Annotated in this window: 28 protein-coding genes and 1 tRNA gene; 13 read left to right on the forward strand and 16 right to left on the reverse strand. The window is 61.0% G+C overall.

Annotated elements, in window-relative coordinates; all coding sequences use genetic code 11:
* The first annotated feature begins 276 nt into the window (after nt 1–276).
* Complete coding sequence (locus RAS12_RS00380) at nt 277–978, forward strand: response regulator (RefSeq protein ID WP_306944370.1); 702 nt, start codon at nt 277–279, stop codon at nt 976–978.
* A 25-nt stretch (nt 979–1,003) separates the two neighbouring features.
* Here RAS12_RS00380 and ggt read toward each other — a convergent pair whose 3' ends face one another.
* Together ggt and RAS12_RS00390 are read right to left on the reverse strand one after the other, a co-directional pair.
* Complete coding sequence (ggt, locus tag RAS12_RS00385) at nt 1,004–2,599, reverse strand: gamma-glutamyltransferase (protein ID WP_306944372.1); 1,596 nt, start codon at nt 2,597–2,599, stop codon at nt 1,004–1,006.
* 27 nt (nt 2,600–2,626) lie between these two features.
* Nucleotides 2,627–3,613: a Bug family tripartite tricarboxylate transporter substrate binding protein gene (locus RAS12_RS00390; RefSeq protein ID WP_306944373.1), complete on the reverse strand. Its 987-nt coding sequence runs from the start codon at nt 3,611–3,613 to the stop codon at nt 2,627–2,629.
* Between the two features lie 211 nt (nt 3,614–3,824).
* Here RAS12_RS00390 and RAS12_RS00395 point away from each other — a divergent pair, with 211 nt between their 5' ends.
* Nucleotides 3,825–4,481 (forward strand): GntR family transcriptional regulator, encoded by a 657-nt coding sequence (locus tag RAS12_RS00395; RefSeq protein WP_306944375.1) that lies wholly within the window; start codon nt 3,825–3,827, stop codon nt 4,479–4,481.
* 22 nt (nt 4,482–4,503) lie between these two features.
* On the opposite strand, the gene RAS12_RS00400 is transcribed toward RAS12_RS00395, so the two are convergent.
* A complete protein-coding gene (locus RAS12_RS00400; protein ID WP_306944377.1) occupies nt 4,504–5,391 on the reverse strand; it encodes a DMT family transporter in 888 nt (295 codons plus the stop codon).
* Between the two features lie 43 nt (nt 5,392–5,434).
* On the opposite strand from RAS12_RS00400, the gene RAS12_RS00405 reads away from it, so the two are divergent.
* The 4 genes from RAS12_RS00405 (at nt 5,435) to RAS12_RS00420 (ending at nt 10,134) form a co-directional block, all read left to right on the forward strand.
* Nucleotides 5,435–6,004 carry a helix-turn-helix domain-containing protein gene (locus tag RAS12_RS00405; protein ID WP_306944379.1) on the forward strand — a complete coding sequence of 190 codons (570 nt, stop codon included), beginning with the start codon at nt 5,435–5,437 and terminating at the stop codon, nt 6,002–6,004.
* A 131-nt stretch (nt 6,005–6,135) separates the two neighbouring features.
* On the forward strand, nt 6,136–6,639 hold the full coding sequence (locus RAS12_RS00410; protein WP_306944381.1) for a sigma-70 family RNA polymerase sigma factor: 504 nt from the start codon (nt 6,136–6,138) through the stop codon (nt 6,637–6,639).
* Nucleotides 6,640–6,647: 8 nt separating this feature from the next.
* Complete coding sequence (locus RAS12_RS00415; RefSeq protein ID WP_306944383.1) at nt 6,648–7,589, forward strand: FecR domain-containing protein; 942 nt, start codon at nt 6,648–6,650, stop codon at nt 7,587–7,589.
* A gap of 205 nt (nt 7,590–7,794) precedes the next feature.
* Nucleotides 7,795–10,134, forward strand: a complete 2,340-nt coding sequence (locus tag RAS12_RS00420) for a TonB-dependent siderophore receptor (protein ID WP_306944385.1) — start codon at nt 7,795–7,797, stop codon at nt 10,132–10,134.
* A gap of 49 nt (nt 10,135–10,183) precedes the next feature.
* Here the strand turns inward: RAS12_RS00420 and RAS12_RS00425 are convergent, their stop codons facing one another.
* The 3 genes from RAS12_RS00425 to RAS12_RS00435 form a co-directional block, all read right to left on the reverse strand.
* The gene (locus RAS12_RS00425) at nt 10,184–12,592 is read right to left on the reverse strand and encodes a TonB-dependent siderophore receptor (RefSeq protein ID WP_306944387.1); all 2,409 of its coding nucleotides are present in this window, start codon (nt 12,590–12,592) and stop codon (nt 10,184–10,186) included.
* 79 nt (nt 12,593–12,671) lie between these two features.
* Nucleotides 12,672–13,688: a FecR family protein gene (locus RAS12_RS00430; RefSeq protein WP_306944389.1), complete on the reverse strand. Its 1,017-nt coding sequence runs from the start codon at nt 13,686–13,688 to the stop codon at nt 12,672–12,674.
* Nucleotides 13,685–14,203: a sigma-70 family RNA polymerase sigma factor gene (locus RAS12_RS00435; RefSeq protein ID WP_306944391.1), complete on the reverse strand. Its 519-nt coding sequence runs from the start codon at nt 14,201–14,203 to the stop codon at nt 13,685–13,687. Before RAS12_RS00435 ends, RAS12_RS00430 begins: the two co-directional genes overlap by 4 nt.
* A 327-nt stretch (nt 14,204–14,530) precedes the next feature.
* Here RAS12_RS00435 and RAS12_RS00440 point away from each other — a divergent pair, with 327 nt between their 5' ends.
* Nucleotides 14,531–15,799, forward strand: a complete 1,269-nt coding sequence (locus RAS12_RS00440; RefSeq protein WP_306951700.1) for an MFS transporter — start codon at nt 14,531–14,533, stop codon at nt 15,797–15,799.
* 79 nt (nt 15,800–15,878) lie between these two features.
* Here RAS12_RS00440 and RAS12_RS00445 read toward each other — a convergent pair whose 3' ends face one another.
* Nucleotides 15,879–16,751, reverse strand: coding sequence for an NAD(P)-dependent oxidoreductase (locus RAS12_RS00445; protein WP_306944392.1), 873 nt, complete (start codon nt 16,749–16,751; stop codon nt 15,879–15,881).
* 179 nt (nt 16,752–16,930) lie between these two features.
* Here RAS12_RS00445 and RAS12_RS00450 point away from each other — a divergent pair, with 179 nt between their 5' ends.
* A complete protein-coding gene (locus tag RAS12_RS00450) occupies nt 16,931–17,359 on the forward strand; it encodes a PaaI family thioesterase (RefSeq protein WP_306944394.1) in 429 nt (142 codons plus the stop codon).
* A gap of 12 nt (nt 17,360–17,371) precedes the next feature.
* Here the strand turns inward: RAS12_RS00450 and RAS12_RS00455 are convergent, their stop codons facing one another.
* A complete protein-coding gene (locus tag RAS12_RS00455) occupies nt 17,372–18,829 on the reverse strand; it encodes a phospholipase D-like domain-containing protein (RefSeq protein WP_306944398.1) in 1,458 nt (485 codons plus the stop codon).
* 182 nt (nt 18,830–19,011) lie between these two features.
* Between RAS12_RS00455 and RAS12_RS00460 the strand changes: the two genes are divergently transcribed.
* Nucleotides 19,012–19,087 (forward strand) — tRNA-His (locus RAS12_RS00460).
* Between the two features lie 88 nt (nt 19,088–19,175).
* Here RAS12_RS00460 and RAS12_RS00465 read toward each other — a convergent pair.
* Nucleotides 19,176–19,979, reverse strand: coding sequence for a tyrosine-type recombinase/integrase (locus RAS12_RS00465; RefSeq protein ID WP_306944400.1), 804 nt, complete (start codon nt 19,977–19,979; stop codon nt 19,176–19,178).
* Entirely contained in the window at nt 19,976–20,554 is a 579-nt protein-coding gene (locus RAS12_RS00470; RefSeq protein WP_371321323.1) for a DNA cytosine methyltransferase, read from the reverse strand. Before RAS12_RS00470 ends, RAS12_RS00465 begins: the two co-directional genes overlap by 4 nt.
* 155 nt (nt 20,555–20,709) lie before the next feature.
* Here RAS12_RS00470 and RAS12_RS00475 point away from each other — a divergent pair, with 155 nt between their 5' ends.
* On the forward strand, nt 20,710–21,453 hold the full coding sequence (locus tag RAS12_RS00475) for a LysM peptidoglycan-binding domain-containing protein (protein ID WP_306944405.1): 744 nt from the start codon (nt 20,710–20,712) through the stop codon (nt 21,451–21,453).
* The gene (locus RAS12_RS00480) at nt 21,441–21,881 is read left to right on the forward strand and encodes a lysozyme inhibitor LprI family protein (RefSeq protein ID WP_306944407.1); all 441 of its coding nucleotides are present in this window, start codon (nt 21,441–21,443) and stop codon (nt 21,879–21,881) included. The genes RAS12_RS00475 and RAS12_RS00480 overlap by 13 nt, the downstream gene beginning before the upstream one ends.
* A gap of 12 nt (nt 21,882–21,893) precedes the next feature.
* On the opposite strand, the gene RAS12_RS00485 is transcribed toward RAS12_RS00480, so the two are convergent.
* From RAS12_RS00485 to RAS12_RS00500, 4 genes are read right to left on the reverse strand one after another with little or no spacing between them, the layout of a single operon-like run.
* A complete protein-coding gene (locus RAS12_RS00485; RefSeq protein WP_306944409.1) occupies nt 21,894–22,121 on the reverse strand; it encodes a hypothetical protein in 228 nt (75 codons plus the stop codon).
* Entirely contained in the window at nt 22,118–22,324 is a 207-nt protein-coding gene (locus tag RAS12_RS00490; protein WP_306944411.1) for a hypothetical protein, read from the reverse strand. The genes RAS12_RS00485 and RAS12_RS00490 overlap by 4 nt, the downstream gene beginning before the upstream one ends.
* Complete coding sequence (locus tag RAS12_RS00495; RefSeq protein ID WP_306944414.1) at nt 22,321–22,530, reverse strand: hypothetical protein; 210 nt, start codon at nt 22,528–22,530, stop codon at nt 22,321–22,323. The genes RAS12_RS00490 and RAS12_RS00495 overlap by 4 nt, the downstream gene beginning before the upstream one ends.
* Nucleotides 22,503–23,285, reverse strand: a complete 783-nt coding sequence (locus RAS12_RS00500) for a ParB/RepB/Spo0J family partition protein (RefSeq protein ID WP_306944416.1) — start codon at nt 23,283–23,285, stop codon at nt 22,503–22,505. Before RAS12_RS00500 ends, RAS12_RS00495 begins: the two co-directional genes overlap by 28 nt.
* A gap of 57 nt (nt 23,286–23,342) precedes the next feature.
* Here RAS12_RS00500 and RAS12_RS00505 point away from each other — a divergent pair, with 57 nt between their 5' ends.
* Nucleotides 23,343–24,020 carry a hypothetical protein gene (locus RAS12_RS00505; RefSeq protein WP_306944418.1) on the forward strand — a complete coding sequence of 226 codons (678 nt, stop codon included), beginning with the start codon at nt 23,343–23,345 and terminating at the stop codon, nt 24,018–24,020.
* Here RAS12_RS00505 and RAS12_RS00510 read toward each other — a convergent pair.
* Together RAS12_RS00510 and RAS12_RS00515 are read right to left on the reverse strand one after the other, a co-directional pair.
* Nucleotides 24,017–24,262, reverse strand: a complete 246-nt coding sequence (locus RAS12_RS00510) for a hypothetical protein (protein ID WP_306944421.1) — start codon at nt 24,260–24,262, stop codon at nt 24,017–24,019. The genes RAS12_RS00505 and RAS12_RS00510 overlap by 4 nt on opposite strands.
* Nucleotides 24,238–24,471, reverse strand: a complete 234-nt coding sequence (locus tag RAS12_RS00515) for a hypothetical protein (RefSeq protein ID WP_306944423.1) — start codon at nt 24,469–24,471, stop codon at nt 24,238–24,240. The genes RAS12_RS00510 and RAS12_RS00515 overlap by 25 nt, the downstream gene beginning before the upstream one ends.
* Before the next feature lie 1,035 nt (nt 24,472–25,506).
* Between RAS12_RS00515 and RAS12_RS00520 the strand changes: the two genes are divergently transcribed.
* Complete coding sequence (locus RAS12_RS00520; RefSeq protein WP_306944426.1) at nt 25,507–26,079, forward strand: sugar dehydrogenase complex small subunit; 573 nt, start codon at nt 25,507–25,509, stop codon at nt 26,077–26,079.
* Nucleotides 26,080–26,086 lie beyond the last annotated feature (7 nt).

Genomic DNA, 26,086 nt, shown 5'->3' on the forward strand with positions numbered 1-26,086 from the left:
CGCAGGAATCGCTGCAAGCGTATGACGGTGTCAGCCGCAGCACCGCGGATTGTAGGGGTTGCCGGTCGTCTGGCGCGATGTGCCGTCCGAACTCTTGCCATGCCGCCCCGGTTGCAAGAACAGGGGCCGCCACACCATTTTCGTAGTCGTCCTATTTTTTTATGACATGGCCCACAGCACTATATCGGGCAATGAAAAACGACACAGCACATTGCGAAGCGCACGCATAGGGCATGTTGACCCCGACGCTCCGACTTCAGTAAGGAGAATGCAACGATGTCAACACGATACATACGCGTGATTGTCGCCGACGATCACCCGGCAGTGAACTTAGGCGTTAGTTGCGAACTGGAGCTTGACCCGGCCATTGATGTCATCGGCTGCGTCGAGAACTCCACTGATCTTATCGCCCGGCTTGAAACACAGCATTGCGATGTTCTGGTATCCGACTATTCCATGCCAGGCGGCAAGTATGGCGACGGGCTGGGTTTGATCGCATTGCTGCAGCGGCGCTTTCCGGCGCTGCGGGTGGCGATACTCACGATGGTGGATAACCCGACGTTGATACGCACACTGCTGGGTTATCAAAATCTGTGCGTACTCAGCAAAGCGGATTCAACGCAGCACATTATCAATGCGGTTCACGCCACCTATCAGGGCAAAACCTATTATTCGCCCAAGATCAAGGACATGATCGTGAACCACCCTTTGTCCCACCGGCGTTTGCGCTTGACCAAACGAGAAGCCGAAATCGTGCGCTTGTTTTGTGCGGGAGCCACGGTAACGGAAATCTCGCAGATGTCGCATCGCAGCGTGCAAACCGTGAGTTCACAGAAAAGAAGCGCGATGAGAAAGCTGGGTCTTGAGCGCGACGCCGACTTGATCAAGTACGGCGCCGACGCAGCGCAAAATCACGTGGCTGGCGGCGCTTTTCCGGTATTGCATCATCCGGAAGAAAGCGCCTTCAGCCCTGCTTGACGCACGCTGGACCCCAGGCGCCCAATTAGAAGCCGACGGCCTGCCCGTCGCGCCGCGAATCCGATGCTGCCATGTAGCCGCCTTGCGGCAAACGGCAAATCAGCTGCGCGGAACCGAACTCCAGACTGTCGGCGGGTGCAACGGCCACATTGTGGCCGCGTGCGCGCAGCGCATCCACCACGTCTGCTGGCAAGTGGGATTCCACATTGACCACAGGACCTTTTTCCACACGAAAGCGCGGCGCGTCGCTCATGGCCTGCGGGTTTTGTCCAAATGCCGCCAGACGCGTCACCATTTGCAGATGGCCCTGCGCCTGCATCGATCCGCCCATCACGCCAAACGACATCAGCGGCTTGCCGCCGCGCGTGACGAAGGCGGGAATGATGGTGTGCATGGGTTTCTTGCGAGGCGCCACTTGATTCGCGTGTCCGGGCGTCAGCACAAAATTCAAACCGCGGTTGTGCAGGCTGATTCCCGTGCCCGGCACCACCACGCCGGAGCCAAAGCCGTGGTAGTTGGACTGAATGAACGACACCATGGTGCCGCTTGCATCTGCGGCGGTCAGGTAAACGGTGCCGCCAGTGGCGGGCGTTCCCGCCGTAGGTACGGCGGCGCGATCCATGGAGATCAGGCGGGCTCGCTCGGCCAGGTAGGCGCGGTCGAGCAAAGCGGCTGCGTCGGTGCGCATGTGGCGCGGATCGGCGACATGATGGTGCAGGTCGGCAAAAGCCAGCTTCATGGCTTCAATGCTGACGTGGTAATAATCGGCGCTGTCGCGGCCCATGCCTTCCAGATCGAATTGCTCCAGCATGCCCAGCGCCATCAGCGCCGAGATGCCTTGGCCGTTAGGCGGGATTTCATGCAGTTCAACGTCGCGGAACGACTGCGAGATGGGAGTGACCCATTCGGCGCGGTGTTCGGCCAGATCTGCGGCGCTTAGTGCGCCACCCGTCTGACTGGCGAAGTCGGTAATTTTCTTTGCCAGCTCGCCGCGATAGAAGCTCTCTCCGCCGCTCTCGGCAATCTCGCGCAGGGTCTTGGCCTGCGCGGGGAAACGCCACCACTCGCCAACTTGCGGCGCGCGGCCTTCGGGCAAGAACGCTTCTGCAAACCCAGGCTCGTGAGCCAGCTTGGGCGCTTGCGTCGCCCATTGACGCGCGATCGTGGGTGACACGGCAAAACCGTCTTCGGCGTAGGCGATGGCGGGCTCGAACAGCTTGGCGAATGGCAGCTTGCCGAAGCGCTCTGACAATGCCTTCCAGCCGGCAACCTGTCCGGGAACCGTAACCGTGCCCCAGCCGGTGCCGGGCATGGCATCGCGGCCGTTGAAGTATTCGGGCGTCCACGCGGCTGGCGCGCAGCCGCTGGAGTTCAGGCCATGCAACTGGCCATCGTGCCAGACCAGGGCAAACATATCGCCGCCGATCCCGTTCATGACGGGTTCGACGACAGTCAAAGCAATCGCGGTGGCAATGGCGCTGTCAACGGCATTGCCACCGGCCAGCAGCATGCGTAGTCCCGCCTGCGCAGCCAGAGGTTGGCTGGTCGCGACCGCGTTGGCGGCCAGGACCGGCATTTTTCGGGAAGCGTACGGAAAAGACCAATCGAAGGGGGAGGACATGGTTGCTGGAACTCGTAGGTAGAAAAATTACTGCGGGGTGATGCCGGCTTGATCGATCAACTGCTTGGTGCGCGGAATCTCGGCCTTGATGAAGGCGGCGAATTCCTCGCGGCTGCCGCCACGCGGTTCGGCGCCTGCTTCGGCGAGCTTGCTGCGCAATGCCGGATCGGCCAGCACCTTGTTGACGGCGCGATTGAGCTTATCAAGGATTGGGGCGGGCGTGCCTTCCGGCGCCACCAGGCCGTACCACGGGGCGATGTCATAACCGGCATAACCTTGTTCGGCGATGGTCGGAATGTTCGGCGCCAGCGCGGACCGCTGCGAATTGGACATGCCCAATGCCAACAGCGAACCGCTCTTGACCTGCGGCAGGCCCGTCATGATGGTGTCGAAGTACATGGACACCTGGCCGGAAAGCAGCGCGGGGATCGCTTCGCCTGCGCCCTTGTAGGGGACGTGCAAGATGTCGATGCCAGCAATGGATTTGAGCATTTCACCCGCCATGTGCGAGGTAGTGCCCGTGCCGAACGAGGCATACGTCAGCTTGCCCGGATTGGCGCGCGCATAGGCGATCATTTCCGGCAGCGTCTTGAACGGCTGTTGCGTATTGGCCAGCAGAATGTTCGGCGTGTAGGCGACCATGGACACCAGTGCGAACGCATCCGGGTCATAGGCCAGGCGCTTTTGCAGGAAGCGGTTGGTGACGACGGCGGCGGGGCCGCCCATCAGCAGCGTGTAGCCGTCGGGAGCCGAGCGGGCGACGGAAGCGCTGCCGATTGCAGCCGCCGCGCCCGGACGGGCTTCCACGACAAAGGGCTGGCCCAGTTCGGTTGCCAGCGCGGCGCCCAACTGGCGGGAAATGAGGTCGGTGGCGGAGCCTGCCTGAAACGGCACGACGATGCGCACAGGATGTTGAGGCCAGTCGGTGGCTTGAGCGGCGGTTTGCGCGCCAGCCTGGGCCGCGAAGGCCATGGCGGCGGCGCCAGCCAGCGCGCGGATGAGACGAAATTGCATGGATTCCCCTTGATGCGCGAAATGGAAAACAGGTGCCAGGCGGGTCTATTGCCCGTTCCGGCGAGGCGAACGCACGTGACGTCCCCCGACTGGATTAAACGCAAGACGGGCGCTCAGAACTATTGGTGTTTGCATCCATGGATCATTGGATCCAATTTGTGTTATTTTTGCGTTTATCTATCATGGCGGCTTACCAAGCCCGGGGACGACGATGCTGCAATTTCAGAAGACAGCGATCAGCGCCGAAGACGAGGCCTACCTGCATTTGCAGCGCGAGATCCGGTTGGGGCGTTATGCGCCCGGCCAGCGCCTGGTGCCGGACGTCGTCGCCAGCGAGATCGGAACAAGCCGAATGCCGATTCGCGGCGCCCTGCGCCGGTTGGCGTCTGAGGGGCTGGTCGAGATTCGCGCGAATCGCGGCGCGGTGGTGCGCGGCCTGAATCAGCAGGAAATGCTGGAAGTGTTCGAGATGCGCTCAGTGCTGGAAGGTCTGGCCATGCGCAACGCGGTGCTGCATATGAATGCCGAGCACATCCGGCGTCTGTCGAACATGCTGGAGCAGCTGGAGCAAGGCTCGGGCGACTATCTGGACTGGACGACCGCCCACCGCGAATTTCACGAATACCTGTGCAGCTTTTGTCAGCAGCCTCGCTTGTTGAGCCAGATCTCTGAGCTGCATTCGGTTGTGGAACCCTATATGCGTTTGTGGGCTGCCCAGCCCGGCCGCGTACTGCGGGTGCGCGAGTCGCATCAGGAACTGATCGACGCGCTGCAAACCCGCGATCCGGCCAAGTGCGAAGCGGCCATGCGTCAGCACGTATTGAACACGGTGCCGGCCTTGCAGGCGTTTCTGCAACAGGCCGGCTGACCGGCAGCCCGGCACGCAGGTATCAGCCTTCGCTGGGCCGGGTCTGAACGGATTTTTTGCGCCGAAACTTCGCCTCGCTGGCAATGACGCCGGTGACGATCAGCGCCGCGCCAACCAGCGCCAGCGCTGGCAGCCGGTCGCCCGCCAGGCGGCCGACGATCCCGCCCCAGACGGGTTCGCCCGCATAGATGACGGTGGCGCGGGTAGGCGATACCGATTTCTGCGCCCAATTCATGGTCAGCTGGATAACAGCGCTGGCCAATCCCAAGCCTATCGCCGCGCCCGCCCACAGCCACGAAAACGCAGGAACCGATTCGCCGATCACGGGCATCAGCGCAAAGGACACCAGTCCGGCGGTCAACAACTGCACCGCAGTCACGCGGCGGCTGTCCACGCGCTTGGCAAACATGCCGATCAGAATGATCTCGGCGGCAATCGCCACCGCGCCCGCCAGGGTAGCGACCTCGCCGGGGCTGAAACTCAGTGATCCGGCTTCCGGCCCGGCCAGTAGGATCAAACCCGCGAACGCCAGCGTTACGCCAACCCAGCTCATCAAGCCGGGCGGCCGTTTCAAGATTGCCCATTGCAGCAAGGGCACGATGGGCACATAGAGCGCGGTAATGAAGGCAGACTGGCTGCTGGTGATGGTGCGCAGACCATGGGTTTGCAAGTAGTAGCCCAGGAACAAAGCGCAGCCAATCGCGATTCCCGCGCCCGTTTCAAAGCGGGTAAGCCCCATCATGTGTTTGCGGAACAACAGCATCGTCACCAGGCCCGCAATCGTGAATCGCACGCCTACGAAAAACAGCGGTCCGCTATGCTGCATGGCGATGTGGATGATGAGGAACGTGCTTCCCCACAGCATGGTGACCAGGACCAGGGCGATTTCCTGGCGGGTTAGGGAAAACATCGATGACTTGGGCTGCACGATAGACTTCAATAGCGATGAAATTATGAGCAATATACTGCACATTACGCCAACCGGAAGCGACGTTCTCACGCATGTGGGGGAAAACCTGCGCCGCATCCGCAAGCAGGGCGGTCTAAGCCAGTCGAATCTGGCGGAGGCATCCGGGATCAGCCGCCGCATGATCGCGGGACTGGAGGCTGGCAAGGCCAACATCAGCCTGGCCAGCCTGGATAAATTGGCGGGTGCGCTGGGCGTGGGTTTCGTGGATCTGGTCAGCGACCCCGCCCGCGAGCGGCGTCGAATTGAGGCCCGTGCGTGGCGGGGCAAACATCCCGGTAGCCAGGCAGTATTGCTGGGCGCGGCGCCCGCGAGCTGCGAGGCGCAATTGTGGATCTGGTCGTTGGCGCCGGGCGAACAATACCTGGCTGAACCAGACCCCGAGGGCTGGCACGAGATGGTCTATGTCATCGAAGGCGCCTTGCGGCTGGAGTTGTCAGGCGTATCGCAGCTGGTCGGCGCCGATGACTTCGCCATCTATAGCAGCGCGCAGCCATACGCCTACTTCAACGACGGGGTGGCTTCCCTGCGTTTTGTGCGCAATGTGCTGCGATAAGAGGGCAGAGGTGTTGAGTTGGCGCTGCGGCCCTGTTTTTTCTTTTGCGGAGTCGGCGGGCGTCTCGGATAGAATCGAGAATCATATTCATTTATAAGTCGCCTTGTCAGTTGGGGCGCCGCGAATGTCCCATGTCCGACCAGGCACCCGCTCTGACCCTTGAAGCGCTGTATTGCGATCACCACCCCTGGCTGGTGGGCATGTTGCGGCGCAAGCTCGGCAACGGCGACAACGCCGCCGATCTGGCTCAAGACACTTTTCTGCGTGTGCTGATGCACCGCAATGCCGACGCGATCCAGCGTCCGCGTGAATACCTGGCCACCATTGCACGTGGTTTGGTGACGGACCGCTACCGCCGTCAAACTATCGAACGCGCCTATCTGGAAACGCTGGCTGCCCAGCCCGAGCCCGTAGCCGTTTCGCCCGAAACGCGCGCCATCGTGCTTGAAACCGTGATGGCGATTGACCGCATGCTCGATGCCTTGGGATCTCGCACTCGAGAGATTTTTCTACTGGCGCAGTTTGAAGAACTGACCTACGCCCAGATCGGCGCCAAGCTGGATGTGTCTGTCACCACCGTGAAGAAGCATATGGTGCGGGCGCTGACGCAATGCCTGCTGCTGGCCGCCGAGTAACTGCCGCTGTGTCTGAATTTTCTCCCGATATTCTTTCCGCCGCCGCGCGCTGGTACGTGGCCTTGCAAGATCCGGATTCTGCCCGCCAGGCCCGTACCGGCTGGCAGCGCTGGCTGGACGCTGACGCCCGTCATCGCGATGCCTGGGCTCAAATGTTGGCGTTGCAGCAGCGCTTGGGCAGTGTGCCGGGCGACCTGTTGCTGCCGACCTTGCAGGCCGCGCGCCAGCAACGCCGCCGCTTCTTGGGCCTGGCCGTATTGTTGGGCGGGGGCGTGGCTATCGGGGCGGCCAGCGCGCCGCCGTGGCGCGTGCTTGCCGCAGACTTGCGCACCCAGACGGGCGAACGCCGTACGCTGATGCTGCCAGATGGCGGCACGCTCTATGTGAACACGGCTTCTGCTGTCGACATCGATTACGGGCCTGCCGTCCGGGTGCTGCGCCTGCACCAGGGAGAGGTGCTGGTGCAGACCGCTGCGGACACTGCCGGCCATCGGCCGTTCGAGATTCATACCGCCCAAGGCCGTATCCGTGCGTTGGGCACCCGGTTTTCGGTGCGCGTGGAACCGGGGGCGGCACAGGTTGCGGTATTCCAGGATGCCGTAATGGTGCAGCCGGCGGACCCCACCGCGCCCGCGCTGCGTCTGGGCGCAGGCCAGCAGGTCCGCTTCTCGGCGCAGGCGGTCGACACTCCGCAGCCTGTGGCTGCCGGCCAATCTGAATGGATCAACGGCAAGCTCGTCGCCATCGATCAGCCCCTGGGCGAATTCATTGCGGAACTGTCGCGCTATCGCAGCGGTAGTCTCAGCTGTGATCCGGCCGTCGCGCATTTGCGCTTGTCTGGCGCCTTCCGGCTGTCCGATACCGACGCGGTGCTGGACAACGTGGCCGCGTCGTTGCCGGTCAAGATTCGCAGCCGCACCCGCTACTGGGTTCGGGTCGAACCGCGCTAGCAGCAAATATTTTTGGGTGGGGGTTGCTCTTTTTGAATCTCATCCGGCCTACGAGATAGCGCCGTATGGTTGATGCCTGCGGCAGTTCCGAGTCCTCCCCCTGAGAGTCAGAGTCTTCCGCATGCCGCACGCCGATCCTTCACGCCGCCCCAGATTCCGCCGCCGTTCTCGTCATTCATCGCGTGCGCTTGGGGCGCCGCGTATTGTGCCCATACTGTTTGCCACTGCCTTGCTGGCGGGCGCCGGTGCAGGAACGTACTCAAGCAACGCGCGGGCCCAGAGCGCCCCTGCTACCCGCAGCTACGACATTCCGGCCGGATCACTGGGCGCAGTGTTAAGCCGCTTTGCCGCAGCAGCGGACATCACGCTGTCGTTTGACGCCGAGCAAACGCGCGGCCGGGAATCCACCGGTTTGCGCGGCGCGTTCACGGTGGAAGGGGGGCTCGCCCAATTGCTGACCGGCAGCGGCCTTCAGGCTGTACACCGTGGCAGCGGCAACTACGTGCTGCGAACGGCGCCTGCCGCAGGCGTCACCACCTTGCCCGTTGTTACGGTGACCGGCAACCGCGAGACTGCCTTCAGCCCCATGGAAGGTTATGTAGCCACGCGCAGCGCCACGGCCACCAAGACCGACACGCCGATTCTAGAGACGCCGCAATCGGTATCTGTGGTGGGGCGTGAAGAGATGGAAGCGCGAGGCGCGCTGAACATCATGGACATCGTTCAGTACACGCCCGGCGTCACGGTCAACACCTACGGGCCGGATAATCGGGGCTGGGACGACATCTCGCTACGCGGGTTCAACACATTCAACAGCGGCTATCGCGACGGCTTGGCGCAGACGCCCGCCGGCATCACCTATTACTTCACCGAACCGTATGGCCTGGATCGCGTCGAAGTGCTGCGCGGTCCGTCGTCGATGACCTTCGGACAAGGCGATGCGGGCGGGATTATCAACAACGTCAGCAAGAAGCCCACCGGCGAGCGGATTCGCGAGGTCGAATTGCAGTACGGCAGTTTTGATCGCAAGCAGGCCGCCTTCGATCTGGGCGACGCATTCGGCGTGAACGACACCCTGAGCTACCGCCTGGTGGGCCTGGGCCTGGACAGCAACGATCAGGACGAATACCCCAACGGCCAAAAGCTCAACCACAAGCGCGTTTACGTGGCGCCGTCGCTGCGCTGGCAGCCCAATGCGGCGACCTCGTTCACTCTGCTGGGGGAATACATCAACATCAAGTCGGGGGAAGACCCGTATTTTTTCAGCACCGATTACAAGCTGACCGACGTCAAGATGGGGGACCCGGGCTTTTCGCGGATCAAGCGTGAACAGTCGTCTATCGGCTATCAGTTTGAGCACCGCTTCAACGACGATTGGACCTTCCGCCAGAATTTCCGCTATACCCATCTGTCGGTGGACCGGCGCGTGGTGTGGACGGATTCCATCAACGAAGACGTCACCGCGATTTCACGCGTTGCCCGGACGTGGAATGACCCGATGAGCCAGTCAGTGCTGGATACGCAGATGCAGGGCAAGCTGCGGTTTGCCGGCACGGAACACACGGTGTTGCTGGGCGTGGACTGGAGCGACCAGCGCGCCAAGGCAAACCGCTATATCGGCCCTGCGCCTGACCTGGATCTGCTGAATCCGATCTATAACGTGCCGATCGAAACGCCCACCGAGCCGCTGGCCAACTATGGTCAGAAAATCCGTCAGGCGGGTATATATCTGCAAGATCAGATCAAACTGGGTGACCGCTGGATCGTGACCTTGGGCGGCCGTCAGGACCGCGTCACGTCGATTCTGGATGACCATTTGAACGATTCGTACCGGCGCAACACGGACGACGCCTTCAGCGGCCGCGCCGGCGTGACCTATCTGGCGGGCAATGGCGTGGCGCCCTACGTGAGCTATTCGGAATCGTTTTTGCCCAATAGCGGTGTGGACAGCAACAACAACCCGTTCAAACCCAGCCGGGGCAAGCAGGTAGAGGTAGGCGTCAAATACCAGCCGACGGGTTCACGCAGCCTGTATACGATGGCCCTCTTTGATCTGAACAAGACCAACATCGTCAGCTACAACCCGGTCGAGGGCGAGCAGCGCCAGATTGGCAAGCAACGGGCGCGCGGGCTGGAACTGGAAGCCAAGGGCGAGCTGATGCGCGGCCTGAATATCGCCGCATCGTATACGTGGCTGGATTTGCGCGTGAAGAACAGCGGCGATGTCGACGAGATCAATAAAGTGCCGGTTGGCGTGCCCAAGCAAACGGCGGCATTGTGGCTGGATTACACCTTGGCCCAAGGGCTGGGTGTGGGCGGCGGCGTGCGCTACATCGGCAAGCGTTGGGACGACGAACACAACAGCACCGCCCGCCCTGGCGTGACGCTGGCCGACGCTACCGTGCATTACGAAACCGGCCCGTGGCGTCTGGCGTTGAACGTGTCCAATCTGTTCAACAAGGAGTACTACTCGATTTGCTACTCGGGCGAGTGCTATCGCGGCGCAGAACGCACGGTGGTGATGACAGCGCGCTACCGCTGGTAGCGCGGCTGCGGCGGGCGCTTGCCACGATTGGCTGGCGCCCGGCGGGGCATCAGAACTCGTACTTCAGCGTCGCAACGACGTTGCGTTCTTCGCCGTAATAGCAGTAGTTCAGGCTGGCGCAAGAAGCCACGTACGTTTTGTCCAGCAGGTTGTTGGCGGCCACGCGCACGCTCATGCCCTTGAGCGACGACGACAACCGTCCCAGGTCATAACGCACCGACAGGTCCACCAGCGTATAGGCCGGCACCTTCAGCGTGTTGCCGCTATCGGCCCAACTGGTGCCCACATAACGCACGCCTGCGCCCACGCCCAATCCGGAGTCAAACTGATAGTCGCCCCACAGGGATGCCATGTGACGCGGCGCCTGGTATGGCGTGTTGCCCGTCAGGCCTTCGGTGGATTCGCGATAGCTCATCGCCGTGAACGTGTAGGCGGCCAGCATCGTGAAGTTGTCCGTCAGGCGGGCCTTGCCTTCCAGCTCGATCCCGCGCGACCGGACCTTGCCTGCGGGGGTGTAGTAGGTTTGCGCCAGCACGCGGTTGGCCACGTTGTCCTGCGTCAGGTCAAACGCCGCCATCGTCACCATGTTTTCGGTGCCCGGCTGCTGGTATTTCACGCCCACTTCGTACTGCTTGCTTTGCGTGGGCGGCAGCAAATTGCCTTGCTGGTCCGTGTACGCATTGGGGTTGAAGGATTCGCTGTAGCTCAGGTAGGGCGATACGCCAGAGTCAAACAAATAGACCAGGCCGGCGCGCTTGGTGAACTTGGAACCCGACCAGCTTTGTTTGGACGCGTAGTCGCCCGTACGGCTGGTTTCGGTGGTGCGCACTTCGTCCTGACGGCCGCTTAGCGTGAAGCGCCAGCGGTCGTAGGCCAACTGGTCTTGCAGGTAGAAACCGGTCTGTTCCAGACGGCGGTCAAAGAAGGTGCGGCTCGTGATCTGCACGTTGCCATTGGCGTAATCAGGGTTGAAGGCGTTCAGGTTCGACGCCGATCCCGAATCCCAGCGGCCATCGGCATGACGGTTCTGGTAGTCCAGCCCCAGCAGCACCGTATGCTTGACGGCGCCGGTCTCAAACTTGCCTTGCAGCTGGTTGTCGATGGCAAAGGCATTCAACGATTCGTCGGCCCCGGAGTAGTAGCGCGTCAGGTCGTTGCCAGTCGCCCAACCGTAGCCGTAGACCTGTTTAAGCGCGACGTCCGACGAGACATAGCGCGCGTTCTGGCGGAACGTCCAGCGATCATTGAAGCGATGATCAAACTGATAGCCGAAGATACGTTCGTTGCGCTTGAACTCGTTGTTATCGGGATCAGAGTCCACGAAGTGCCGTGAAATGCGCTGGCCTGCGTGGTCATTGGTAATGCTGGCGTCTGCCGGCACGCCGCTGTGGAAACCGCCGCTGGGATCGCGTTGCAGATAGGCTTGCAGCAGCAGGCTGGTGTCCGGCGTGAAGTTAAACATCACTTGCGGCGCAATGGCGTAGCGTTCTTCGCGCGTGTTGTTGAATTGCGTGTCGGTTGAGCGGCCCAGGCCCGTTACGCGGTAAGCGACTTTGCCGTTGTCGTCTACGGGGCCTGCAACGTCGAAACCCGCGCTTTTCTGACCCTGGGTGCCGTAAGAAACCTCGACCGAACGGTAGGGGTCAAAGAGCGGGCGCTTGCTGGTCAGCTGCACCAGGCCGCCGGGCGCGCTGCGTCCAAACAGCACCGACGATGGGCCGCGGAACACGTCAATACGTTCCACAAAGTAGGGGTCGATCTGGATTGAACTGAAAGTGCCGGAATCGCTAAGCAGCTTCAGCCCGTCATAGATGGTGTTGTCTGTGCTGTTTTCAATAAAGCCGCGCAGGGCCACGTAGTCGTAGCGGTCTGCTGCGCCCACCAGGCCTGTGAAGGCGCCGGGCGTGTAGCGCAGCGCTTCCGTCACGCTGCGGGGCTTTTGTTCGTCGATCTGCTCACGCGTGATCACCGACACCGATTGCGGCGTTTCGATCAATGGCGTGTCGGTCTTGGTGGCGCTGGAGCTGGTCGACGCCAGCAGGCCAGATGTGGGGTCCAGCGCGCCGGGCACGCCCGATCCGCTGACACGCACCGCGGGCAGGGTGGTGGTGCCCGGCTGCGGCGCCGCTACCAGCACATAACCGCCCGCGCTCCGGCTGGCGGCATAACCGCTGCCGGCCAGCAACTCACGGAAGCCTTCTTCGATACGGTATCGCCCGCGCAACCCCTTGGTGGTCAGCCCCTGGATACGGGTGGCATCCACCGAGATCGCTACGCCCGCCTGCTGGGCGTAGCGGTTCAAGGCGGCAGCCAGCGGACCGGCCGGGATGTCGTAGGCGATGGCGGCGTCGGTCTGTTGCTGCTGCGCGTAGGCCGGCAGGGCGGTTGCGCCCAGCGTAGCCAGAAGCAGGCTGAACGCCAGCGGGGTGTATCGAAGATTCAAGGTCGGCAAGGGCATGGAGTGTTCCGTGTGCGTGAGTGTCCTGATTGCTATGACGCACCAGATCGGAAAAGCGGAACTGCCATCCCAACATTCTTTAGCGCTGCGGTGTGGCCCGGTCGATCATGACGACCCATGGGGTCAACGTGCGCACCCGGATCGGGAAACTGCTGGCCAGCAATTGCAGGGCGCGGTCCGGGTCGTCCAGTGGCAGCACGGCGTTGACCTGCATGCCTGTCAGCGCGTCGCGATCCACGCGCAGAATACCGCTGCGGTAGCGGCCCAGCAGCTCCAGCACATCGGCCAGGGGCTGGTCCTGCACCACCAGACGGCGATATTTCCAGGCATCTTCCACGGCGCTTGCATCCAGCGGCACGGGGGCGCCCACGCTTAGCGCGGTGATGCGCACCTGCTCGCCGGCCTGCACCTGGCGCGCGTGGGCCGGGTCGGCATCATTGCGTGCGCTGGCCAGCACCTTGGATTCCAGCATGCTCAGCACCGTCACACCGGATTCGGCGCTGACGACAAAGCGCGTGCCAAGCGCACGCACGCTGCCTTGCTGCGTGCGCACGATGAAGGGCCGTGCGGCGTCGTGTGCGACTTCCACCAGAATGTCGCCTTGCACCAGTTCCACCTCGCGGCGTTCCGGATCAAAGTGCAGGTTGACCGCCGTGCCGGGCTCCAGGGTGACTCGGCTTTGGTCGGCCAGCACATGGGTCTGCCATTGGCCAGCGCCACTGCGCATGTCGGCCAGCAGGTAGGAAGAAGGGTAGAAGTGCAGAAACACCGCCACCGGCGTCAGCAACGCTGCAACCAGGGCCAAGCCTGCCGCTACGCGCCGCACGCGGCGCCGTCTGCCCGCTGCCCACCCGGCTTGCAGGCCGGCGTGCAAGGGCTGCGTCTGGCCCTGGGCCTCGGTACGCAGCGCGCCCAATTGCGTCAGCACGCTTTCCATGCGGCGAGCGGCGGCCTCGTGGCGCGGGTCCTCGCGTTTCCAGGCATTGAAATCATCGCGCAGATTTGCACGTTGCGCGGCGCTTGCGTGATCGTCCGTCAAGCGTAACAACCAGTCGGCGGCTTGACGCGCAATGGCCTGGGAACCCGTGTCGTTCATGCGTCCACCGTCTCGTGGCAGTGGACCAGCGCCGTCACCAGGTACTTGCGCACCATGCGATCGGTTACGCCCAGCTTGCGGGCGATTTCGCCATGGGTGTCGCCATCCAGGTAGTGAAGCAAAAAAGCCTGACGCGGACGCTCTGCCAAACCATCCAGAATGGCGCTGATCTGCGCCAGCGCCTGTGAGGTCATCAGAATCTGTTCGGGCGTCGGCGCGCCAGGATGGTCGGCCATGGCCAGGCTCAATTCGGCCAGATAGGCATCTTCTACCTGCCGACGCCGGGCCTGATCAATGATGAGCCGGCCTGCCGTCACCGACAGGAAAGCACGGGGCTCTCGGACCGAGGCCAAGGCATCGCGCGACGCCAGGATGCGCGCGAACGTGTCGTGCGCCATGTCCGCCGCGTTGTGCGGGCAGCCCAGCTTCTTTTTCAGCCACGCAAGCAGCCAGCCGCCGTGGTCGACATACCAGGCGTGCAGCTCGGAATCGGGGCGGGAGGTTGCCGAAGGCATGAAGAACGCGCAAAGACCTGAAGGACAAAAGGCCGCCGCCTGGCGGTTTATGAATGAAAATCGATATCAATTATATTTGCTTCGCCAGAATTTGCGAGTCACGCCCGCCGGCCGCTGACCGAACACGAATTCCCTGCGGGCATCTACCAAGCTTATAGCCAGGAGTAATATGACGCGTCCGGCGGTGTTGCCGCCGGCGCAAACAAGCCGATTCACGCCTCGTCCTTCTCACCCGTGTCGAAAGCGGACCTTCTGTTCCGCATCCCCTGCGGCGTCCGTAAGTTCTGGCGCGCATGCGGCCATAAAAAGACACCGAGGAGAAGCATGTTGGACAAGCAAGAGTCGGCCGGCTGGTATTTCGGCTGGAACATCGTTGGCGCGGCCGCAGTACTCACCCTGTTGACGGTCGGACTGCGGATGGGCATCGGGCCGTTTTTCCTGCCCATGGCAGATGGGCTGGGTTTCTCTCGCAGCCTGCTGTCGGGCATCGTCGCGATCGGCATGCTGTGCTATGGCCTGGCCATGCCGCTGGCGGGATATCTGGTCAGCACGCGCGGTACCCGCTTCGTGCTGCTGACGGGCACCGGTATCGTCGTGGCATCCTCGATTTGGACTGTCTTTGCGCGCGGCCCCGTTGAGTTCCTGCTGTCGTTCGGCGTGGCGCTGTCTGTCGGCCTGGCCTTCACCAGCCCCGTAGCCTTGACCCCGATCATCAGCCGCTGGTTCACGCGCCAGCGCGGCATGGCGCTGTTCTTTCTGTCCACTGGCTCGATGGCAGGCATTGCGCTGATGACCCCCACACTGACATTTGCGATCACGGCTGTGGGCTGGCAGGAAACGCTGCTGGCATTCGCCGTGCTGTTCGCGCTGATGACGGTGCCGATGGCGCTATTCATCATGCGCGACAACGCGCCCGAACACACCGACCTGCTGCCGCATCAGGTCGTCGAGAAAAAATCCTCCGCCAGCCCTCCCGTCAAAGGCCCGGCGCCCAACGTGCGGGATGCCCTGCGGACCTTGCCCTTCTGGCAAGTGGCGTTGGGCCTCTTCGCCTGCGGTTTCAGCATGAACCTGCTGGGCACACATGGCATGCCGATGCTGATGGATCATGGCTTTGATGCGACCACCAGTTCGTTGGGCATAGGCCTGATCGGGCTGGTCGCCATTTTCAGCACCCTGGTGCTGGGCCGGATGTCTGATCAGGTCGAGCGCCGCAACATTCTTGCCGCGATCTATCTGGTGCGCGGACTGGGATTTTTTGCGCTGGTCATGGTGGGGGCGCACTGGGAGCTGTATGCCGCCGCCACCATCGGCGGCATCGTGTGGGCGGGCAGCATCGCCTTGTCCTCCGCGATTCTGGCCGACGTTTACGGTATCCGTCTGGTGGGCGTGCTGTACGGTCTGACGTATCTAGGCCATCAGATTGGCGGCATGATCAGCTCATGGCTGGGCGGCTGGGCATTCGAGGCATTCGGCACGCATTGGGTTGCCTTTGGATCGGCGGGCGCGTTGCTGCTGCTGGCCGCGCTGATTTCGCTGCGTTTGCCATCGCGCGGCGTGCTGCGAGCACCCATGGCGGCGGCGGGCGGGCGTTAAACCTTTACGCGCATTCGCTCTGCAAATGATTGCGCCCGGCTAGCCGGGCGCAATCATTTCAAGCAGCCAGATTGATCGCTTAACGGTCTTTCAGCAGCGACACCAGCTCAGGCACATAACGGTCGCCACCGCCTTGCGTGACGGCCTGATCAAACGTGTGCTGAACGGCAGCGCCAATTTCCCGCACGGCGCCCGCTTCGGCGGCCATCGTGTTGTAGTACGACAGATCCTTTTGCGCGTTCGACATAAAAAAGCGCAGCGAAGACGCGTCCTGTTCCAGCAGATACGGCTTGATGCGCTCCAGTGCCACGCCGCCGCCGCCGCCCTTGGCCAGCACGTCGGTAAACACCGCCGGATCAATATCCGAACGCAGCGCGCACGCCGCTGCTTCCGACAGCAACGCCACCACACCCAGAGACACATAGTTGTGCAGCAGCTTCATGCGGTGCCCGGCGCCGATGGGGCCAGCATGCGTGATGTTCTCTGCAAAGCAGGCCAGGATGGGTTTGCACTCTTCGAACAAGGCTGCGTCGCCGCCCACCAGCAGATTCAAGCGGCCTTCGGCGGCTTCCTTCGGCGTGCGCGTCATCGGCGCGTCCAGGAAGCGGCCGCCCGTTTCCGTTACGGCCGCCGCCACCTTGACCGTGGACGAGGGGATAGCGGTCGAGCAATCGATGATCACCGTGCCGGGACGCAAGCCTTCCAGCACGCCGCCAGCTGACAGCAGCACGGCTTCGACCTGCGGGCTGCCGGTGACACACAAGATGATCACGTCGGACTGAGCGGCCAGCGTAGCGCCGTCGGCGACGCTAGTCGCGCCTGCGGCTTTCAGCGTGTCCAGAGGCTGATTGCCCGGGTGATCCAGCACCGTCAGGGTATGACCGTGCTTGACCAGATTGCTTGCAATACCGTGGCCCATCAGGCCAATTCCCACCATGCCGATTCTTGCCATCTTCCTTTGCTCCTGCCACTAGGGTGATTGTTATGCCGCAAATCTTACTCTTCCCGCGCGTCATCGCGCTTGGGTCCATTCGTTCGCTCTGCGTACACCTCTTGGGGGCGGACCTGCCCGGCACGCCCCGGTTTGCGGTACTTTCAGCCATTCACTTCGGATTCACACGATTGCACGCCATGACAGATTCAATCCCCGCAGGTTTTGCTCCTTGGCGCCCCAGCAGCCCCTTCATGACGCATCTGGCTGACTTGGGCACGCTGTACCGGCGCGACGCGGACAGCGTGCTGGCACTGCGGGTAGGGCACGCGCACACGAACACGCATGGCATGGCCCACGGCGGACTGCTTGCGACACTGGCCGACAGCGCGCTGGGCCACACCATCGCGCAGCAAGGGCAGGTGTCTGTTGTGACCGTGCAGATGTCGGTGGAATATCTGAACGCCGTCCAGCCCGGCGACTGGCTCGAAGCCCACGTGCAAATCGACAAGCAGGGCAAACGCCTGATCTACGCGACCTGCCTGCTCAAGGCCAGTGGCCGCCTGATGCTCAAAGCCAACGCCGTCTTCGCCGTCCGCCACGCGGCCGTGGCCGCGTCCGATGGCTGACTGACGATTGCGCTACAGATAAGGCGTGGCCAGCCAGATCACCTTGTTGCGCAGACGCTTGGCAAATGGCGCCTGCAACAGATCTTCCAGCGTCTCGCGCTTGGCGTGCCCGATCAGCCCATCGATCCGGCTGCCGATCCAGCGAGCGACGGTCGGATCATAGATCTCGGTGTCCAGCTCAAAGTTCAGCCGCAAGCTGCGCGGATCGAGATTGGACGACCCGACATACGCCCAAGCATCGTCCACCGTCATCAGCTTCGAATGGTCAAACGCCCCAACCGCGCGCCAGACGCGGCAGCCGGTGCGAACCACCTGGTCCAGTTGCGCCGACATGGCGTAGTCCACCAGCCGCAGATTGTTCTTGTCGGGAATGACGATGTCCACCACGATGCCGCGCCGCGCCGCCGTCGCCAACGCGCCGATCAGCGTCTGATCGGGCAGGAAGTAGGGCGACTGAATACGCACATGCCGTTGCGCCACTGCCAAAGCGCCCAACAGCATATTGTGTGAGCTGCCCAGCGCGCGGTCAGGGCCAGACGGCACGCAGCGCATCGGCACATTCCCCGTAGGCGGCAAGGCCAATGGATCAAACCAGGGCTGGGCAGGAAGCGACTCGTGCGTGGTGAAGTTCCAATCATGCGCAAACACCGACATCAGCTGCGTCACAATCGGCCCTTCCACTCGGAAGTGCGTATCGCGATTGGTGTCGTCACCCGCCAGCGCGCTAACAAAGGCTGCCCGCACATTCATGCCGCCCGTAAACCCCACGCGCCCGTCGATCACCAGTACTTTGCGATGGCTGCGCAGATTGGCATAAGGCATGCGCAGCACACCCAGGGGATTGGTCATGAAGCGCGCCACCGGCACCCCGCCACGCGCCAGCATGCGCACGATAGGCGGCCGGGAATACTTAGACCCGATCGCATCAATCAGCACACGCACCTGCACCCCGCGCGCCTGCGCCTCAATCAGCGCCTGCGCCAACTCGCGCCCGATCGCATCGTTGTCGAAGATATAGCTCTGCATTGCAATCGCATGCTGCGCATTGCGGATCGCCAGCAGCATCGCCGGATACGTATCGTCCCCACCCGCCAAAGGCTGCACCGCATTGCCGCCCAGCAGACGAAACCGGCTGACCCGGTCACCCAGTACCTTCAACGACGCAAACTGCGGACCCGAGATCGGCGCTACATCCACCGGCAAAGTCTCGACCTGCTCGGCATCCACCACCATCGCCTCGTCCCTCAACTGCGACAGACGCGTCTTGCGAATCCGGTTGATACCCGCCACGAAATAGAACAGCGCGCCAAAGAGTGGAGAGAACATCGCCACCCCCACCCAGCCAATGGCCGCCCGCACATCCTGTTTAGTCATCGCGGCATGAACAGCCGCCCCCGTGCCCGCCACGATGCTGATGCCAAACACCAGATGGGGCCAGTAGTCGATCAAAATTGCGTGTATGCGATCCATAGCGATGACGTAACAGCCGGCCTCCAAGGGTGATCCAAGCGGAAGGATAGCAAGCTGTGGCGCACAGGCAAGAAAAATTGGGGGCAGGGCTTTTGACGCGCGAAAAATATGTGCTATAGTTCGGCCTCTTCGTTGTTGAGCTTCTTTTCAAGCACAGCGGTGAAGGCGAAGCAGTACCAGAGGTGGCTGTAGCTCAGTTGGTAGAGTCCTGGATTGTGATTCCAGTTGTCGTGGGTTCGAGCCCCATCAGCCACCCCAAAGAATTCGTTAGAAATCAGCCGCTTAGAGCGGCTTTTTTCTTTTCTGCGGCAGAATAATTCTAATAAATCGCACCGGTTCTAATTTCCTAGAACGTCGGCGTGACCTTTACCTTGCGTCGCCGGTCGTATACCCGCCTAGTTGTGGCCGCATTTTTGTGCGTCTCAGGATTCTCATCTCGGCTGACCATTTCCGTGACATACATCGCCCGTAGATCGTGAGCGGTAAATCGGTCTCCGCCTGCTGCGACAAAGTCCGCCATGATCTTTGACCAGTTGGCTTTGAACCCGGCATCGGTATAGGGAGCACCTGACCTAGCGGCGAAGACATAGGGCGTCTCATGCTTTTTCGACAACCTGACCGCTTCCGTAAGTAGCTTGCTTAGAAGTGGCGACCACGAAATCAGGTATTCGCGGGCCGAATCGGTTGCTTTGAGCTTGGCAGCCTGGACCGACACGCCTTCTGCTGAGAGCGCAGACTCTTCTAGGCGAAGTATCTCCACGCGTCGCCGTCCCGTAATCCCCACCATCAGCCCGATTAGCGCAGTCATATAGCTGCCTTCGCCGCGATTCTTCGCGACGTCAAGGAACGCGTTAACCTCGATATGCTCGGGCTTCCTGGAGCGTGGTCGTTCTGGATTCCTGGCGACGCCATGACATGGATTCGATTCCACGATGCCATGCCGAATGCCGTAGTTGAAAGCAGACCCGAGTGCAGCCATATCGCGGTTTGCCCTAGTGCCGCGCCCTTTGGCCCGCATCCGATCTAAGAATTTTTCCTTGTCTGATGGCTTGAACTGCTTGGCTGGCATGTGGCCGAAGGTATCCGCAACCTCGTCCCTGGGTGATACGGCAACGCGGCCGTCGAAGCGCCATTCCACATGTAGGCTCATGCTGCTTTCCTTATGGCGTCGATGGCGTATGCGGCCATGGGGGGCGGATTGGCGTTGCCGAGCATATGCAGGGCCAAGGCTTGGTTGTCGGGAAGGCGGTAATCGTTGGGGAAGCCCATTCCTGCGCAGTTCTCTGCCGTTGTGAGCATCCGCATATGGTCGCCGTCTACGAGCGCCCAGCGCGCGCGGGTGGTGATCGTGCCCAGCGGGCGGTCCAAGGACCGGCCAGTAAGGCTGGAGCCCGAGCCGTAGTAGGGCATTACGAAGCGGTCGCCGAACTGGCGACGGCCAGCGCGGACGCGGGCTAGGGTCTTGGGTGAGCGGCCAGGGCGTTCAATCAGGGACCAGTTGCCAGCGTCGAAGTCGATCACATCCCGGATAGGGCGGTGGGCGGCATTGGGTGCCACCAGTTCGATAGGGTGCTTGCTCCTGGTGGCCGCGATCAGAATGCGCTGACGGTGCTGCGGCACGCCGCAGTCCGCCGCGTCCCAGATGACGGGAGATAGGGCATATCCCAGGGCATTCATCGCTGCGCACCACGCCGGGTAGAGCTGCCATTGCGCGAAGGCGGGCATCCTCCCCGCTCTAAAGGACGGGGGGGATGTCAAATAAGACAACCCCTAAAGCCAACCAAGATTGTTGCCATTAACCTTGATTAGGCACCTGCGCCCAATACGCCGCTGATGCAGTTGGGAGTGTTGCCACTCGAACTCAACCCTAAAGGACTGATATGGCGGTTCAGGCACCAGCAAAAAAAACCGATTTCGAAAAATGGCAAGACGGCATCGACAAGGCAGTTGGCGATCCGAAATGGAATGAGTGGGACTGCGACATTCAGATGGCCGTCAATGAATACAACCGTCACCTTTCTGGCACGACCGGCTACGTCCAACTCGACTGGCGATTTATCAAAGCAATTCTGTGGGTCGAGACTGGGGCATATAACGCGGAGTGGGGAAGCAGGCCCCTACGCATTGGGGTTCCAGGCGACCCAGGACTGTCATCATTGCTTTCTGGTAACGAAGGGGGAAATCTAATCCTGCCTCCAGCATGGAAAGGAAAAATGACTGTCAGTTCGGTTCGCGCAATTCCCACCCACAACATTCGCGCGGGGATTGGCTATCTGTTGATGAAGTTGGGCCGCTACGAATACCGCACCATCCCTGACGCTGATCCAAAAGTCTACGAAATAGTCGTCAAGGCAGGCGACAGCCTCTCGAAGATATCGGAGGCGAAGGGAAGTACGGTCGAGATGATGCAGAAGTTAAATCCGACAGCGGCCACCTTGAGGCCCGGACAGGTGTTGAAGTACCAAAAGGCGTCGGTACAACGTGTCATCACAGGCTGGCGGAGCATCTCCACGGCCACTATCGCGGACCGGTATAACGGAGGCGGTGATCTTGCCTACGAAGTGAAGCTCAACTACACCTTAAACGCACTGCGCAAGGGAACGCCCCGGATATGCACAAATTAGCGCGATTAGCTTTTGCTTTGGGTGCAATCTTTCCGTGGGTGTCGATAGCCTCCGCCGACACCCTTGGACGGAGCGAACGTGAGCTGCGATTAGAGTGCGCGTTTGAACCACCTGGTGTAAGGGAATGCCTGGAAAAAAAGGCTGCGGGAAGTGAAGTCGAGTTGAAAGACGCAGAAGAGAAGGCAGTTGACGTTCTGAGCAAATGGGATGAAGACGCCAAGTACGTGAACCAAGCCAAGGCCAAACTCAAAGCATCAAACAGAGACTTTATTACGTACCGCGATGCCCAGTGCGCATTTGCTTCATCCTTGGGTGGAGGGGCAATTGGAAACGCTCTGGCCATGCGCCGTTTCGCGTGTGTTGCAGAACTCAACGGCAGACGCGCACTTCAGCTACGCGATTTGGTGTCAGACCGGCCATTAAAGTAGTTTTCTAGACCGCTACCCGTCCGCATCCCGTTTGACAGGGGCGGGCTGAATGATCCCTCTGGCGATGGAGGCGCGGTAGCTTTTCCATGCGATTCGCCCAAGCCCTACGGTGGCGACTGCTGCAATGCCGAACATCATTGAAAGGGCATACTCTTCGCGAGCCCAGTAGATCGCTACCAGTGCGCCCTGCATGATGAAAACTGCGATGTGCAGTCCGACATGGCGGATAGAGTTTTTCATTGTGTATTCCCTTTTTGCTGGGCGCCGATTGCGTCATTGATCTGGTCCGGCGTCTGCTGCAATTCGAAGGTTTTGCCGTCGAAGGTGCGGACATAGGAGTGGATGCCATGCCAGGCGCTGGAGGCTCCCGCTTCTTGTATTGATGCAATGGCGCCTGGGGCGAGGTAGACCGTCTGGCCTTCACGGTTGGAGAGCTTGATCATGCCGCTTGCTCCTGCGGGGCTTGCTGTTCGGTTGGGATTTCGGCCTGGGTGGCAACTGCGGCTGCATCGGCTTGCTGGCGTTGCTTTTCGGCCTGTTTCGCGCGGACTGTTTCGACGGCGCCATGAGCGGCGAACAGATCCAGTAGGGCGCAGGCGTCGAGGGTGATAGTGGTTTCGGCTACGCGGCCTTCTTGGATATCGAGCAAGCCGCTTTCTGATTTGCGTCCAGCGCATTGATAAAGGTATCGACGCCGCTGATGAGTGGAGATACGACTTTGCGGGGCAGGGCGCGGCCGTGAATGGTGCTGGCGATGACTTTGGCCTTGCCTGCGGCTTTGGCTTGGCCGACCTTGCCGGTCAGAAATTCGCCGGCTTTCGCGCTTAGCTTGCGGACGGCTTCAATTGCTACGTCGGCGGCGACCTGGCTGGAGCGCACCAGTTCTTGTACGTCGCGCTCGGCATCGGCAAGAATCAAATAGTTTTCGATATGGGTCCGGCTGCAATGCACGATGGCGGCAATTTCAGCGCTGTCCAGCCCCGCACCACGGAAGCGCTTGAAGCCGCGTGCGGCCTCCAGGGGGCGCAGCGGGGCGTTTCGATTGCTGGTATAGATCCGGGCCTGCCGGTCGATTTCGTTCCCTTGAAACGGGACGATGGACACCCATTCGATTGGCATCCCGCGTGCGATGGCGCGGCCGAGGGGGTCAAAGCGACGGTGGCCGTCCACCAGTTCAACGCCAGACCCATCGGACAGGGCGACCACCTCCAGGGGGGGCAGGATGCCGCCAGCCATGATGTAGTTGGTCAGATTCTCGATTCCGGCTTCGTACTCGCTGTCGAGGTCGCGCCGGTTGAAACCGACTTTCACACGGATGCGCGAGTACTCGATTTTCATCGCATCAGCGCGCTTGATCGTCTTGTCATTGATCATCGTCTTAAACGATGCGGGGGGATGGGTCATGTGATACCTGTTCAGAGATTGGGCTACGATGCGGCGACCATCGAAGCAGGGGGAGCCATGAAGAAGGGGTATCAGGTCGCCTTACTACTCGCGTTCGGCGCGTTGTTCGCCGCTTTCGCTTTCAATCCACCTAAGACCAGCGGTGATTGGGCCTCCTGGGTGCAGGCGTGGGGTTCTATAGCGGCGATCTGTGCCGCGATCTGGATTGCCTATGATCAGCACGCCAAAGTCAGGGAACAGCAGGCAAGCGCTAGACACGATGAGGTGAGGAATTTCCTGTTTGGCATCCGTGAAGAGCTGCACATTAATTGGGTTGTATATATGCAAACCGTCGGCGACGCTGTCCAAGCGGTTAAAGACAACGCCGCTGTCGACGTAACTTGGCCCGTGCCGGAGAATCCATTCAAGGTGTATGCCTCCACAGTGGGACTTATTGGCCGTGTTCCTGACGATCTGATTCGTAAGCAGATCGTTGCGACCTATGTTGTGGCCGGTGGCCTGATGCTCACCTGGAAAATGCACAACACCATGCGGGCGGCGAGAGATGCTGAGGCCGAACTAGTCGAGGAAATGGATGGGACTCGACCAAATGGAACTTGGGTAGTGCTTCAGAGGGATCTAACTCGGTACAGCCAGCAACTGCGAAAGCATCAAAATGAGGCTGAAGCCATGATCGGCATTGCCGTTGACCTAATAGACACCTATTTGAAAAAAAACCCGGCATCGTCCGTTTAAGCGAGGCGCTTCCAAATATTGCTGATGGTCTGGGGCGATACGCCGTAGCACTCGCCCAGATCTTTGGTGGTGAACAGGCCGCGCGCTCCCCGGATAAATTCGATTTCTTCGGGCGTCACGGTTTCGGCCTTTGGGGCTTCCCAGTGCAGCCTGCTGTGGGGGAGCGGCACGGTTGGAACCCACGCGGCACGGTCGCGCAAGATGAAATCGGTTCCGTTCATAGGACGAAGTGAAGCAGCCATGCCAGGCAGTCCCAGCCCCAAATAAAGAAGGCGGCAAGGGCGATGCCACCCGGCCACGCTGTCCAGGGGATATCGGAATCCTTGCTCCAGTTGCCTCTGCCTGCATGGTCCCTGGGCGCGATGAGGCCGCCAAGCTTGCGTGCCAGGCTGGCGATGGACGGCAGCTTGCGGCGGCGCGTTGCAAGCGCGTTTGCAGTGATTGCGTTCATGTCGCTTTCCAAGGATCTGCCGCAGCGTGGCGGCGGGTGAAGGAGTCACCAAGGGTAGCCAGCACCAGCCGCGCGAACGCGAGCAGGCTCAGTCCCCATTCGAGGGTCTCAGTCAAGGTCATGGGAATTTGCGAAGACTTGCGCGCGACATGGTTATGGAGAGCCGGTGGGTTGGCACCGTGGCCCGTGGGGAGCATGTGGGGCTAACATCGTGTTCTCACAAAACGGAAAAGCACGAACCCAATGCGAAGTGAATGCGAGATTGCCGCGGATATAAGCCAGTTCTCACCTACCGACGGAAACTGGCTAGCGCTGGATGCATTGTTGGACGAGCTATGGGCAGTGGGCCCTTCGCCTTACTGCTTGCCAATGCTTTTTACGGTGTTTGAGCGCTTTCCGAATGAGGATGGAGCTGGTGTCTTGTGGAGCATCTTGCATGGGGTGGAGCACCTTGAATTCCCATACGAAAAAGAGCTGCGCGAGTCGGTAGCGCTGCGGGAATCTGAGATGGGCGCGCTCATGCTGTACCGCCTTGAAAAGGCACAACTACCAGAGGGTTAGGCCGCTGAACGGATGAGCGCCAGGAGCGCGGTCGTCCGCAGGGCGGCGCCTATAAGCGACTGAGTGCGGCGAAGGCTGCTTCTCGCTGGCGTAGCATGTTCGACGACGCAACGTAGTCGCCGAGACCGGCGCCGTCAGCTTCGCCGAAGCTGACTATCGTGAAATTGCGGTCGCGTGTAATTTCCCTCCATTGTCTAGATAAGCGTCGCTCCCCGTTTTCATCCGTATAGGGTGCGCCCTCTCAAGATACCGACTTAGGGAATACCCTAGTACAAAAACCAGTCCAGTCCTAAATCGGCTTTCCCTTCATGCGCGTTACTGTCGAGCCCCTTTGTGGGTGGAAGTGCTAACGGCCATGTTGCTGTCAGGCAGGACGACTTGAGCAAAAAAATCGTGAGGTACGACCGGTAGGATCATGTCGGTTGAGGTCTAGTGAATTTTCACAACGACCTGTTGTGCAATTGAGGAATACTCATGATGACGTCTGCTTCGACCTCGACCCAATCCTATTGGCCGCGAGAAAACTTAACTAGCTTTGGCCTCGCCCGGCGCAATGCGCTGCTTGCTTCGGCGGCCGGAATCGCCTTGATTGCTGCTGGCGGCATACCCGCCGCGCGGGCTGCGGATACGTCACGCGGTGTACTGGCATCCCCGCCTTCGAATTTCCAGGAAGTTTCTCGCTATCTCACCGGGGAGGCCCAGTTGGAACCGGGCCTGAGCTCACGCCTGTATGCCGGCTTGTTGGCCGTCAATCCGCAATTTACCGACGCACTGAACGCGCTGGCTGCTTCCATTCGCCGGCATACGGGGCCAGCAGAAACGTTGGACGTGACATTAGCCATCGTAGATCCCGAGTTGCCCTCTGTGGCCAAACAGATCCTCACAGCTTGGACGCTGGGCGTGACCGGCAACGGATTGCAGGCACGCTGCTTGGCATTTGAAGACGCTCTGAGCTATCGGTTCGTCAGAGACAAGACCCGCCCGCCTAGCTACGCGTATGGGCAATACGGCTCATGGTCGTCCCAACCCACCGAAGTCAAACACTGAGTTACAC

The organism is Achromobacter seleniivolatilans, assembly GCF_030864005.1.
In the GTDB taxonomy this organism is placed as follows: Bacteria; Pseudomonadota; Gammaproteobacteria; order Burkholderiales; family Burkholderiaceae_B; genus Achromobacter; species Achromobacter seleniivolatilans.